Source organism: Mesorhizobium sp. 113-3-9 (genome assembly GCF_016756515.1).
Taxonomy (GTDB): Bacteria; Pseudomonadota; Alphaproteobacteria; order Rhizobiales; family Rhizobiaceae; genus Mesorhizobium.
Genome location: NZ_AP023246.1, coordinates 1700653 through 1713689, shown reverse-complemented (window position 1 = coordinate 1713689; position 13037 = coordinate 1700653). Strand labels below are relative to the sequence as shown.

Sequence of the window (13037 nt, the reverse complement as noted above, 5' to 3'; positions counted from 1 at the left end):
CCTCGGCGTGGCTCTCAACCGGCTCCAGACCATGGTCGTCTGGCTGACACGGCACTGTCATGGTGCCGTGCAACATAATCGGCAGCGCATTCGCGCGGTTATTCCTGAACGAAATTCGCCGACAGAACCCTGGGGTGCAGCTTGGAAATCGCCGATGTCGTGAAGCGCGCCTATGCGATGCCGCTGACCAATCCGTCTTTCCCGCCCGGGCCCTACCGTTTCTTCGACCGCGAATACATCATCATAACCTATCGCACGACACGCGAGGCGCTTGAGGCCGTCGTGCCGGCGCCGCTGGAAATCGACGAGCCGCTGGTCAAATACGAATTCATCCGCATGCCTGATTCCACGGGCTTCGGCGACTACACCGAGACCGGCCAGGTCATTCCGGTGAAATACAAGGGCCAGCATGGCGGCTATGTCCATTCGATGTATCTCGACGACGACGCGCCGATCGCCGGCGGCCGTGAGCTCTGGGGTTTTCCGAAGAAGCTGGCCAACCCGAAGATCGTCCATGAGGGCGAGGTGATCGTCGGCACGCTGCACTATGGCAGCGTTCTGTGCGCCACCGGCACGATGGGCTACAAGCACCGGGAAGCCGATCACGATTCCGTGCTCGCCGCGCTCGCCGCGCCCAACTTCCTGATCAAGATCATTCCGCATGTCGACGGCACGCCCCGCATTTGCGAGCTGGTGCGCTACTACCTCACGGACATCACCCTGAAGGAGGCCTGGACGGCGCCCGCGGCACTCGACCTGCGGCCCCATGTCATGGCCGACGTGGCGAAGCTGCCGGTGCTCGACATCGTCTCCGCCGTTCACTTCAAGGCCGATCTTACCCTTGGGCTGGGCGAGGTCGTCCACGACTATCTTGCCGATCACGACCGGCTCGCAACCAGCACAGCCCAGCCGGAGAAAATTCGTGCTTGAACGCAACCGAAACAAGGAAGCCGCCGCCACCATCGAGGAAATCTCGGCCCAATATGACCGCATCGCCCTGGTGTTCCAGGGCGGCGGCGCGCTCGGTGCCTACCAGGCCGGGGTGTACCAGGCGCTGGCCGATGCCGGTTGCGAGCCGACTTGGCTGTCCGGCGTCTCGATCGGCGCCATCAATGCCTCGATCATCGCCGGCAACGAGCCGAGCCGCCGCCTGCAGCGGCTCGAACAGTTCTGGCAGACGATCTCCGGCCGCAAGATCTGGGCCTATACGCCGGAAGGCGACATCTACCGCGACATCCGCAACCGCACGTCCTCATGGATGACCATGACCATGGGTCAGCCCGGCTTCTTCAAGCCTCGCAATCCCAATCCCTGGTTCGAGCATCCGGGCGCCGAGGGTGCCACCAGCTTCTACGACACCGCCGAATTGAAGGACACGCTGGAGAGCCTGATCGACTTCGATATCCTCAACGACGGCAAGAAGCGGCTGAGCGTCGGCGCGGTCAATGTCCGCACCGGCAATTTCGTCTATTTCGACACCGAGAAGGTGCGCATCGGTCCCGAGCACATCATGGCCAGCGGCGCGCTGCCGCCTGCCTTTCCGTCGGTCCGCATCGAAGGCGAATATTACTGGGACGGCGGCATCGTTTCCAACACGCCGCTGCAATATCTGCTCGATCAGGAAGAGGACCGGTCTTCCCTGGTGTTTCAGGTCGACCTGTTCAGTGCCCGCGGCGTGCTGCCGCGCAGCATGCCGGACGTGCTGTCCCGCCATAAGGACATCATGTATTCCAGCCGCACGCGCCAGAATACCGACAATGCCAAGCGCATCCATGGCCTGAAGATGCGCCTGCTCGATGCGTTGAAGCGCGTGCCCAAGGAGCAGCTGACGCCGGCCGAGGAAGCGCTGATCGCGGACTATTCGGACGCCGGCATCGTCAACATCGTGCACCTGATCTACCAGCACAAAGGCTATGAGGGGCACGCCAAGGATTATGAATTCTCCGGCACCTCGATGCGTGAGCACTGGGAGACAGGCCTGGAAGACACCCAGCGCACCTTGCGTCATCGAAAGTGGCTGACCTTGCCCACCAATGTCGATGGCGTCGCCATCCACGACCTGCATCGCGAAGACCCGACCTGAGACTTCGCGGGCCGAAGGCTCTCGAAGGTTTCCTTCCTGACCGGGATTGCGCTGCTCGTGTCGAGCGGCCGTAGCCAACGTTCGAGATTGGCTGAAGCCTCCAAACTTCGTCATCCCAGAGCGAAGCTCCGTTGCGGAGACCCTGGGATCCATTCCGTGACCTATGCCACGGAGTGCAGCGGAGCAGAATTCTGCACCGTTGCGGCGCTCAGGAGTCCCGGCATGGATCCCTTGGGCTGCGGAGCAGCTCCAGGGGTCTGCGCCGCGTCGCTGCGCTCCTTGCTCCGCCCGTGGATGACGAAGCGTTGGGCGTTTCGCGCCAGTCTCGCAGGCATATTCCACGTCAATACAAACGCGAATGCCTCTTCGAAATTCGCTCAAAGAAAAAGGCAGCGCCGTCGCCGGCGCTGCCTTTTGTTTGGATGCTTATACGCTCCGCTCAGAACACGTGGCGGAAGACGATGAACAGCACGAAGGCCAGCGCGATCGAGCAAGGCAGGGTCAGCACCCAGGCCAGCAGCAGGTTGCGCACAGTCGCCCATTGCAGGCCCGAACCGTTGGCGGCCATCGTTCCGGCGACGCCCGACGACAGGACATGGGTTGTCGACACCGGCAGGCCGAGCCGATCGGCCATGCCGATGGTCACCATGGCGACGAGTTCGGCCGCCGCACCTTGGCCATAGGTCAGATGGCTCTTGCCGATCTTCTCGCCGACCGTGACGACGATGCGCTTCCAGCCGACCATGGTGCCGAGGCCCAGCGCCAGCGCCACCGCGACCTTCACCCAGAGCGGGATGAACTTCGTCGCGTTGTCGACGGCCTTGTGGTAGTCGGTGACCGCCTTGAGATCGGCGGTCTGCATCGGCAGCAATTGCTTCTTGTCGATCAGCTTGAGCGCCTCGCCGATCAGGTAGATGTCATTGCGGGCGTTGCTGACCAGGTCGGTCGGAACATTATCCACCGAGGCATAGGGCTGCAGCGAAGCCGTGGTGTTGTGGATGTAGGTCTGCAGCGCGACCGTCGTCTGGTCGCTCCAGGTCCGGGTGCGCACGGCATCCTGGACGGCGGCCTTGGCATCGGCGACAGTGATGCCGGGCTTCACATATTTGCCCAGCGCCTGCTCAACGCCGGCAGAAGCCGACTTGTAGGCCTCGAGATAGTTGATGTCGGGCGTGCGGTTCAGCGCAAAGGCCGTCGGCACGACGCCGATCAGGATCAGCATGATCAGGCCCATGCCCTTCTGCCCATCATTGGAGCCATGCGCGAAGCTGACGCCGGTGCAGGTGAAGATCAGCAGGCCGCGGATCCACCACGGCGGCGGCGTGTTGCCTTTCGGCGCCTCGTAGAGTGCCGGATTGCGCACCAGCAGCTTCATTGCATAGAGCAGGATCGCGGCGGCGAAGAAGCCAACGATCGGCGACACCAGCAAGGTTAGGCCAACATTGGTTGCTTGCGACCAGTCGACGCCGCTTGTGGCGCTGCCTGCCGGTGCCGTGAACTGGTTGGCAAGGCCGACGCCGATGATCGAGCCGACCATCGTGTGCGAACTGGAGGCAGGCAGGCCGAGGAACCAAGTGCCGAGATTCCACACGATCGCCGCGACCAGCAACGCGTACACCATGGCAAAACCGGAGGAGGAGCCGACCTGCAGGATGAGCTCGACCGGCAGCAGCGACAGGATGCCGAAGGCGACCGCGCCGCTGGAGGTGAGAACGCCGAGGAAATTGAAGACGCCCGACCACATGACGGCGAACTCGGCCGGCAGGGAGCGTGTGTAGATGACCGTCGCCACCGCATTGGCGGTGTCGTGGAAGCCATTGACGAACTCGAAGCCCAACGCGATCAGCAAGGCGATGCCCAGCAGGATCCACGGCACGGTCTTGGCTTCGGCCAGGTCCTGGCTCAGCGCGTATCCGACATAGACGACGCCGACCAGCACCAGCACGCCGAAAGCCGGCAGGAACCACTTCGCGCTACCCGAACTATCCAGCGGATGATCCGGCCTCGGAATGCCCGCCTCACTAGAAACTATGTCCACCATGTCCCACTCCTATTGCATCGCAGCAAAGAACCGGGATGGACGCTATGTCCGGACGATGAACCCTGTGTGACGCCAAAGGGGCGTTTGCCCCCCGGTGTCCGCTCCTTCACGCAAGTCCGGGGCTTGTCTTCAGGATCGCCGAGAACAAGGGATCGAAGGCGCGGCTGATGGGCGCCGCGGCCGCGCCAAGCGCGATCGACCAGGGGTCCGTGGTGCCGAGCTGCAGGCGCGGCAAAGTCCTGCTTGGCCGGTCGGCGATCGACGGCAACAGCGGATGCATCGCCTCGACAAGGCGGCGCGCCAGCGCTTCCGGCGCGCCGCTGGTCAAGATGACGGTTTGCGGATCGAAGATCGTTTCGATGAGATGCACGCTCCAGCGCAGATCGTGCGCCGCGCCATCGATCCAGTCCATCATCTTCGCATCCTCGGCCAGCGCCAGGGCGTTCATCTGTTCGTAGATATCACTGTCGGCCGGATTGAGGTCGAGGTGCTGATAGAGCGAGGCCAGCGAGGCGCGGTGTTCAAGCGGCGTCGACCCCGGACCGGCGGGCGCCAGCAGCGCCATGCCGATTTCGCCGGCATTGCCATGGCCGCCGCTGTAGAGTTCGCCATTGAGGATCAGTCCGGTGCCGATGCCATAGCCGACATAGAGGCAGACCGCGTGATCGACGCCATGCGCCGCGCCGACGATGCGCTCGGCCGTGGCGCAGGCGGCGGAATCGTTCTGCAGGCCGACATTCAGTCCTGTCCTGGCAGCCAGCGTTTCCAGCAGCGGAAACTTCTGCCAGGCCGGCATCATCCATTTGTCGTCTGAGTTCTTCAGGCCGAAAGGGCCAGGCATGGCAACGCCGAGACCGACAAGCCGCTTCTCCGACTGCGAGGAGATGCCGGCAAGGTCGCGGCGCACGCCATCGATCAGGCCGAGAATGACCTCGACGCCCTTCGACGGTTCATCGAAGGGCAGGTTCGCCTCGGCGCGCGCCAGCACGCTGCCCATCAAATTGACCGCGACCGCCCGCGTCAGGTGGCGGTCGATCTGCAGGCCGATGGCGAAGGCGCCTTCGGGCACCAGCCTGTAGGGGGTCGAGGGTTGTCCCCTGCCCTTGCGCACCGCATCGAGCGCGGCGACCAGGCCGTCGCTTTCGAGATCCTCGATGATGTTGGACACCGCCTGTTTGGTGAGCTGCGTCGCCCGCGCCAGGTCGGCCCGCGACAGGGCGCCATTGAGGCGCAGCGCCTCGATCATGACGCGGCGGTTGTGCGCGCTGGTGCCTTCCTGATTGGTGCCGCTTTTGGCGCGGATCGGGCTGATGTCGTCCATCGGCGTTTCCCCTCTTGACACCATTAGAATATTGATCGACTAATTAAGTCAAGCGAGTTGACTTAATGCGAACCGAACGCCCCAAAACAAGATGGCCAGGGCCTCCGCCTGCCGCCACTGGTGAGCCGGGTAACCATCAGGTCACGCGACATGGATCCGGGAAGACGATGCGAAATGCCCGCATTGCCGGCCCGTCAACGCCGGAAATGGGAGAAGAAAATGCTTAGGACAATCACCAAGACACTGGTCGGCGCGGTCTTCGCCGGAGGACTGCTTGTCCCCCACGCTTTCGCCGAAACGACGCTCAATGCGCTGTTCATGGCGCAGGCCGCCTACAGCGAGGCCGACGTGCGCGCCATGACGGACGCCTTCACCAAGGCCAACCCGGACGTCAAGGTCAATCTCGAATTCGTTCCCTATGAAGGCCTGCACGACAAGACCGTGCTCGCGCAGGGCTCGGGCGGCGGCTACGACGTCGTGCTGTTCGACGTCATCTGGCCGGCCGAATACGCCACCAACAAGGTGCTGGTCGACGTGACGCCGAAGATCACCGACGACATGAAGAAGGGCGTGCTGCCCGGCGCCTGGACCACCGTCCAGTATGACGGCAAATATTACGGCATGCCGTGGATCCTCGACACCAAATACCTGTTCTACAACAAGGACATCCTGGAAAAGGCCGGCATCAAGACGCCCCCGAAGACCTGGGAAGAGCTCGGCGCACAGGCCAAGATGATCCAGGACAAGGGCCTGCTGAAGACGCCGATCGCCTGGAGCTGGTCGCAGGCTGAAGCCGCGATCTGCGACTACACCACGTTGGTCAGTGCCTATGGCGGCGACTTCCTCAAGGACGGCAAGCCCGACTTCCAGAATGGCGGCGGCCTCTCGGCACTGAAATACATGGTCGACAGCTACAAGTCCGGCCTCACCAACCCGAATTCCAAGGAATTCCTGGAAGAGGACGTGCGCAAGGTCTTCGAAAACGGTGATGCCGCCTTCGCGCTGAACTGGACCTACATGTACAACATGGCCAACGACCCGAAGGACTCGAAGGTGGCGGGCAAGGTCGGCGTCGTGCCGGCGCCCGGCGTCACCGGCATCAGCGAGGTGTCGGCCGTCAACGGCTCGATGGGCCTTGGCGTCACCGCGGTCTCCAAGCATCCGGACGAGGCCTGGAAGTACATCACCTTCATGACCTCGCAGGCGACACAGAACCAGTATGCCAAGCTCTCGCTGCCGATCTGGGCCTCGTCCTATGACGACCCGGCCGTCACCAAGGGCCAGGAAGAACTGATCGCCGCCGCCAAGCTCGGCCTGGCCGCCATGTATCCGCGCCCGACCACGCCGAAGTATCAGGAGCTGTCGACCGCGCTGCAGCAGGCCATCCAGGAATCGCTGCTCGGCCAGTCCTCGCCCGAGGATGCGCTGAAGACCGCCGCGCAGAACAGCGGCCTCTGAGCATCGTTGTCCTTCATGGGCGGCCGGGGCATGACCCAAAAATCGGAATCGATTTTTTGGAACGGATCATGCCCCAAAACCAAAACGCTACAGCGTCCTTGGCGCGTCCAATAGGACGCGCGGCGCTGTAGTGCCGCCCATGCTATGTCTGAAATCCTGTTGAGTGAAGAGAGGCTGCTCTGATGTCGGGCACCTGGATGACGACCCGTGCATGGCTCTTGATGCTGCCGCTGCTCGTGGTCATGGTCGCGGTCATCGGCTGGCCGCTGGTCGATACGGTCAGCCTCTCCTTCACCGACGCCAAGCTGGTCGGCACGGGCGGCAATTACGTCGGCTTCGAAAATTACACCAACATGCTGTCGAGCTCGAATTTTTCGCGCACGCTGGTCACCACGACGTTGTTCGCGGTCATCTCCGTTGCCGCCGAAATGGTGATCGGCGTTCTTGCCGCTCTCCTGCTCAATCAGCGGTTCCACGGCCGCGCCGTCCTGCGCGCCCTGATGATCCTGCCCTGGGCGCTGCCGACAGTGGTCAACGCCACCCTGTGGCGGCTGATCTACAATCCCGAATATGGCGCGCTGAACGCCGCCTTGACGCAATTGCATCTCATCGACGCCTACCGCTCCTGGCTGGGTGAGCCGGGAACGGCACTGGCGGCCCTGATCGTCGCCGACTGCTGGAAGAACTTTCCGCTGGTGGCGCTGATCGCGCTCGCCGCCCTGCAGGCGGTGCCGCGCGACATCACCGCCGCCTCGCTCGTCGATGGCGCGGGCCCTTTCAACCGCTTCCGCTTCGTCATCCTGCCCTATCTCGCCGGCCCGCTGATGGTCGCGCTGGTGCTGCGCACCATCGAGGCTTTCAAGGTCTTCGACATCATCTGGGTGATGACCCGTGGCGGCCCGGCCAACAGCACGCGCACGCTGTCGATCCTTGTCTACCAGGAAGCCTTCTCCTTCCAGCGCGCCGGCTCCGGTGCGTCGCTGGCACTGATCGTCACCTTGCTCGTCACCGTGCTCGCCGCCGCCTATGCGGCATTGGTCAGGAAGACCGCAGGGAGTGCCGCCTGATGGAACGCAGGAGCCCCGCCTTCACCGTCTTCATCCATGCCTGCGCGCTGCTGCTTGCCGCCATCATCCTGGCGCCCATCGCCTGGCTGTTCATCATGAGCATTTCGCCGGCCGCCGACCTCGCCGCCAAGCCGCTGCGCTGGTGGCCGCAGGCCGTCGATTTCTCGCGCTACCAGCAATTGCTGTCGACAGCGGAAAACAGTGCCGGCGCGGCCTTCACCTCGTCACTGCGCAACAGCCTGGAGATCGCGGGCATGGCAACCCTGGCGGCACTCGCCTTGGCCATCCCCGCCGGCTGGGCGGTCTCGCGCACGCCAACGATCGGCTGGTCGCTGTCGATGGTCATCGCCACCTACATGCTGCCGCCCGTGGCGCTGGCCGTGCCGCTCTATATGGGCCTGTCGCATCTTGGCCTGCTCAACAATGTCTTCGGCTTGGCGCTTGTCTACCTGACCATCCTGGCGCCTTTCACCACCTGGCTGATGAAGTCGGGCTTCGATTCCATCCCGCGCGAGATCGAAGCGGCGGCGATGATCGACGGCGCCGGCCTGTTCCAGACCTTGCGCATCATCACGCTGCCGCTTGCAGCGCCGGTGATGGCAACCTCGGCATTGTTCGCCTTGCTGCTGGCCTGGGATGAATTCTTCTATGCGCTGCTGTTCACCTCCGACCAGCGGGCCAAGACCTTGACCGTCGCCATCGCCGATCTGGCCGGCGGCCGTGTCTCCGACTACGGATTGATCGCGACGGCCGGCGTGCTGGCCGCGCTGCCGCCGGTGCTGATCGGCCTGGTCATGCAGCGCGCGCTGATCTCCGGCCTGACCAGTGGTGGTGTGAAAGGATGACGATGACCGCAACCAGAATTCGGCCGGCCGGACTGGCCGCCATCGACCGCGAAATGGCACGCCAGAACGCGGATGCGCGCGCTTCATTCGAGCACAACACCGCGATGGCGCTGGAACTCGCCGCCTCGATCAGGAAGACCGGTCGTCTCCTCCTGCTTGGCATGGGCGGCTCGCATGCCGTCGGACGTGCCGTTGAACCGCTCTATCGCGCGCTCGGCATCGATGCGCTGGCCTTGCCGCTGTCCGAACAGCTCGGCCAGCCGCTGCCGCTGAAGGGCCGGACGGTGCTCGTCACCTCGCAATCCGGCGAGAGCGCCGAGGTCGTCAGGTGGTTCGCGGAGGCCGGGAACCCTGCCGATGTTTTCGGCCTGACGCTCGAAGGCGGCTCTTTCCTCGCCCGCACCGCGCCTTGCCTGGTCGGCGCCGGCGGGACGGAACTGGCCTTCGCCGCGACGCGCAGCCTGACCGTGACCTTCGCCTTGCATCTGGCCATTCTTGCCGCACTTGGCGAGGATCCGGCTGCAGCACTCGGCGCACTGGATCAGCCGCAGGACACGGACATTGCACAGGCGCTGGCAGCCCTCGGCAAGGTGACCACCATCGTCACCTCGGGACGCCGGCTGCAAGGCGTTGCCGAGGCGCTGGCGCTCGGCCTCACCGAGCTGTCGCGCCTGCCCTGCTTTTCGCTCGAAGGCGGCCAGTTGCGGCATGGACCGATGGAGATGCTTGGCCCGCGGGTCGGCGTCATCCTGTTTCGCGGCAACGACCCAACCGCGGAACTGGTGACCGCCATGGCCACCTCCGTGGTCGAGGCCGGCGCCCCGCTGATCATCTTCGACGCATCAGGACAATCGCCCGTGGCGGGTGCCGTCACGTTTTCCTTCAAGCCGGCTTCGGGTCTCGCCGCGGTCTTCGCCATGCTGCCGGTGGCCCAGCGCCTGATGATCGCCTTCGCCGATAGCCGTGTCGACAATGCCGGCACGCCCGTGCGCTCCACCAAGATCACCAGGAGCGAATGATGCGTCCGCTCGCGGTGATCGGCAACGTCAATGTCGACCTGATCGTCGGCCCGGTCGCGCCGTGGCCGAAGGCAGGAACGGAAACCGTGGTCGACCATGACGAATTGCGCGTCGGTGGCCAGGCCGGCAACAGCGCGCTCGCCTGGGAAGCGCTGGGCGTCGACTTCACCATTGCCGCCAATGTCGGCGACGACCAGTTCGGCCGCTGGCTCCGCGAGGCTTTTGGCCATCGCTCCGAGACCTGGCCGGTCCGTCCCGAAGGCACGACGCTGTCCGTCGGCATGACCCACCCGGACGGCGAACGCACCTTCTTCACCACGCGTGGACACCTGCCGCGTTTCAGCCTTGCCGACGTACTGTCTGTTCTCGACGGCAGCGCGCTCTCTGGCGGGTACGCGCTGTTGTGCGGCTCTTTCCTGACCGACGACCTTACCCGCGAATACGATGCGTTCTTCGACTGGGCCGACAGCTACGGCATTGCCGTCGCGCTCGACACCGGCTGGCCGATGGATGGCTGGACCGAGGCCAATTGCGCCGCGACACGCGCATGGCTCTCGCGCTGCGCGCTGGCGCTGTTCAATGAGGTCGAGACGGTGACCCTGGCGGGAATGTCGAGCCCCACGGACGCCGCGCGCCAAATCCGCTCCAGCATGCGGCACGGCGCGACCTTTGTCGTCAAGCGCGGACCGCGAGGCGCCATCGCCATCGGTCCCGACGGCACGCTTGTGGAAGCCGCGGCGCCTGATGTCCGCGTCGTCGACACGATCGGCGCCGGCGATGTCTTCAACGCCGCTTTCCTCGCCGCCCTCGCCCAGGAGCAGCCACTGTCCGCATGCCTTTCCGCCGCGACGCATGTCGCCTCGCGCGCCATCTCCACCTTGCCCCGCAACTATGGCGGGCCGATGCACCTCGAGGACGCCACGCATGAGCGCGCTTGAAATCCGTAACGTTCGCAAGAACTACGGCAATGTCGAAACGCTCAAGGGCATCGACATTGCGCTGCAGAGCGGGGAATTCCTGGTGCTGCTCGGCTCCTCGGGCTGTGGAAAATCGACGCTCCTCAACATCATCGCGGGCCTCGCCGAAGCGACGAGCGGCGATGTGCTGATCGGCGGCCGCTCGATCCTTGGCGTTCACCCCAAGAACCGCGACATCGCCATGGTCTTCCAGTCCTACGCGCTCTATCCGAACCTGACTGTCCGCCGCAACATCGGCTTTGGCCTGGAGATGCGCGGGGTCGCCGCCGATGAGCGCGAAAAGGCGGTGAGCGAGGCGGCAAGGCTGCTGCAGATCGAGGCCCTGCTCGACCGCAAGCCGAGCCAGCTTTCCGGGGGCCAGCGCCAGCGCGTCGCCATCGGCAGGGCGCTGGTGCGCAAGCCCCAGGTCTTCCTCTTCGACGAGCCGTTGTCCAACCTCGATGCCAAGCTGCGGCTGGAGATGCGTACCGAGTTGAAGCGCCTGCATCAGATGCTGCAGACCACCGTCGTCTACGTTACCCATGACCAGATCGAGGCGATGACGCTGGCGAGCCGCATCGCTGTCATGCGCGACGGCAGGATCGAGCAGCTCGGCACACCCGAGGAGATCTACAACGAGCCGGCCACGCTCTATGTCGCCGGCTTCGTCGGCGCGCCGTCGATGAACATGCTGCAGGCGACCGTCACCGCCGGCAAGCTGGCCGTCGCCGGGTCCGATGTGCGGATCCCCTTGCCGGCATGCTATGCCAGCGCGGCTGGTGAAGGTGTGCAAGTGGTCGTCGGTATCAGGCCCGAAGCGCTTCGCCTGGCGACCGTTCCGACGGACTTTTCATTGCCCGTGGAGATCGAAGTCGTCGAGCTGACCGGCCCCGAACTGGTCACCACGGCTCGGATCGGCACGCAGCGGCTGACGGCCTGTCTGCCGCCAAGGGCCCGCGTCGCCAAGGGCGAGAAGTGCAGCCTTACCTTCGATGAGACAGCGCTTCGCTTGTTCGACCCCTCGACGGGTAAGGCCCTGGCAACGGTTTGAGAGAGGCCGCGCAGGCCTCAACGACATGCGCGGCCCAGGGCAATTCCAGGAAAAGCGGCAACCGGTTTTCCACCCGGAATTTGCGTCAAACAAATCCGGGCATCAGCGCGCCGGCGGCGCGTACATCAGGCCGCCGGCGTTCCAGAGCGCATTGATGCCGCGCGCGATCTTCAGCTGGCTGGACTGGCCGAGATTGCGTTCGAACATCTCGCCATAATTGCCGACCTTGGTGACGATGTTGTAGGCGAAGGCTGGATCGAGCCCGATCTGCTTGCCATTGTCGCCCTCGACACCGAGGAACCGTCGGATCGTCGGGTTCTGCGACTTCAGCGAAGCTTCCGCATTGGCCTGTGTGATGCCGTCTTCTTCCGCCTCGATCAGCGAGAACAGCGTCCAGCGCACGACATCGAACCATTTGTCGTCACCCTTGCGAACGGCAGGCCCAAGCGGTTCCTTCGAGATTATCTCGGGCAGCACGGTGAAGGCGGCGGGATCGGTCAGCTTCAGGCGCTGCGCATAGAGCGCCGAGGCATCCGTGGTGTAGACATCGCAGCGGCCGCTGTCGAACGCCTTGATGATGCTGTCGGCGGAATCGATGACGACCGCCTCGTATTTCATCTGATGGGCGGTGAAATAGTCGGCGACGTTCTGCTCGGTGGTCGTGCCCTGCTCCGCACAGACAGTGGCGCCAGAGAGCTTGAGCGCGCTGTCGACGCCAAGGTTCTTGCGCACCATGAAGCCCTGGCCGTCATAATATGCGGCGCCGACGAAGTGGATGCCCATGCCGGTGTCTCGAGACAGGGTCCAGGTCGACTGGCGTGACAGCATATCGACGGTGCCGGCTTGCAGTGCCGTGAAGCGTTCCTTCGTCGACAGCGGCACATAGCTCACCTTGTCCGGATCGCCGAAGACGGCGGCCGAAACCGCGCGGCAGAAATCGATGTCGAAGCCGCTCCATTTGCCCTGGTCGTCGGGCGCTGAGAAACCCGCCACGCCCTGGCTGACGCCGCAGATGATCGAGCCCCTCTGCTTGACGATGTCGAATGTGTCCGCCTTGGCCGGCGCGGCCAGCGTGGCCGATGCGAGCAAGAGCGCGGTGATCAATGCATGTTTCATGGTTTCCTCCCTTGATGAGGCAAAGCCTCGCCTGCCGCCGGCGCTTGAAGCGCCGGACGTTCGTGAAAATCGCTGTTGTC

At 64.2% G+C, this 13037-nt stretch carries 11 protein-coding genes; 8 read left to right on the top strand and 3 right to left on the bottom strand.

The features are described from left to right. Positions 1-141 precede the first annotated feature (141 nt). Together MesoLj_RS08300 and MesoLj_RS08295 are read left to right on the top strand one after the other, a co-directional pair. On the top strand, positions 142-930 hold the full coding sequence (locus MesoLj_RS08300) for an acetoacetate decarboxylase (RefSeq protein WP_202325687.1): 789 nt from the start codon (positions 142-144) through the stop codon (positions 928-930). Beyond that, positions 923-2083, top strand: a complete 1161-nt coding sequence (locus MesoLj_RS08295) for a patatin-like phospholipase family protein (RefSeq protein ID WP_202325686.1) — start codon at positions 923-925, stop codon at positions 2081-2083. Before MesoLj_RS08300 ends, MesoLj_RS08295 begins: the two co-directional genes overlap by 8 nt. 439 nt (positions 2084-2522) lie before the next feature. Here MesoLj_RS08295 and MesoLj_RS08290 read toward each other — a convergent pair whose 3' ends face one another. Together MesoLj_RS08290 and MesoLj_RS08285 are read right to left on the bottom strand one after the other, a co-directional pair. After that, on the bottom strand, positions 2523-4124 hold the full coding sequence (locus tag MesoLj_RS08290; protein WP_202325685.1) for an inorganic phosphate transporter: 1602 nt from the start codon (positions 4122-4124) through the stop codon (positions 2523-2525). A gap of 106 nt (positions 4125-4230) precedes the next feature. Beyond that, the gene (locus MesoLj_RS08285) at positions 4231-5445 is read right to left on the bottom strand and encodes an ROK family transcriptional regulator (protein ID WP_202325684.1); all 1215 of its coding nucleotides are present in this window, start codon (positions 5443-5445) and stop codon (positions 4231-4233) included. Between the two features lie 219 nt (positions 5446-5664). On the opposite strand from MesoLj_RS08285, the gene MesoLj_RS08280 reads away from it, so the two are divergent. The 6 genes from MesoLj_RS08280 (at position 5665) to MesoLj_RS08255 (ending at position 11841) form a co-directional block, all read left to right on the top strand. Further along, on the top strand, positions 5665-6903 hold the full coding sequence (locus MesoLj_RS08280) for an extracellular solute-binding protein (protein WP_202325683.1): 1239 nt from the start codon (positions 5665-5667) through the stop codon (positions 6901-6903). 182 nt (positions 6904-7085) lie between these two features. Next, entirely contained in the window at positions 7086-7970 is an 885-nt protein-coding gene (locus MesoLj_RS08275; RefSeq protein WP_202325682.1) for a carbohydrate ABC transporter permease, read from the top strand. Further along, complete coding sequence (locus tag MesoLj_RS08270; RefSeq protein WP_140772618.1) at positions 7970-8815, top strand: carbohydrate ABC transporter permease; 846 nt, start codon at positions 7970-7972, stop codon at positions 8813-8815. The genes MesoLj_RS08275 and MesoLj_RS08270 overlap by 1 nt, the downstream gene beginning before the upstream one ends. Next, positions 8812-9834 carry an SIS domain-containing protein gene (locus tag MesoLj_RS08265; RefSeq protein WP_202325681.1) on the top strand — a complete coding sequence of 341 codons (1023 nt, stop codon included), beginning with the start codon at positions 8812-8814 and terminating at the stop codon, positions 9832-9834. The genes MesoLj_RS08270 and MesoLj_RS08265 overlap by 4 nt, the downstream gene beginning before the upstream one ends. Further along, on the top strand, positions 9834-10772 hold the full coding sequence (locus MesoLj_RS08260; protein WP_202325680.1) for a PfkB family carbohydrate kinase: 939 nt from the start codon (positions 9834-9836) through the stop codon (positions 10770-10772). The genes MesoLj_RS08265 and MesoLj_RS08260 overlap by 1 nt, the downstream gene beginning before the upstream one ends. Then, entirely contained in the window at positions 10759-11841 is a 1083-nt protein-coding gene (locus MesoLj_RS08255; RefSeq protein ID WP_202325679.1) for an ABC transporter ATP-binding protein, read from the top strand. The genes MesoLj_RS08260 and MesoLj_RS08255 overlap by 14 nt, the downstream gene beginning before the upstream one ends. 102 nt (positions 11842-11943) lie before the next feature. Here MesoLj_RS08255 and MesoLj_RS08250 read toward each other — a convergent pair whose 3' ends face one another. Further along, positions 11944-12957: an amino acid ABC transporter substrate-binding protein gene (locus MesoLj_RS08250; protein ID WP_202325678.1), complete on the bottom strand. Its 1014-nt coding sequence runs from the start codon at positions 12955-12957 to the stop codon at positions 11944-11946. Positions 12958-13037: the final 80 nt, after the last annotated feature.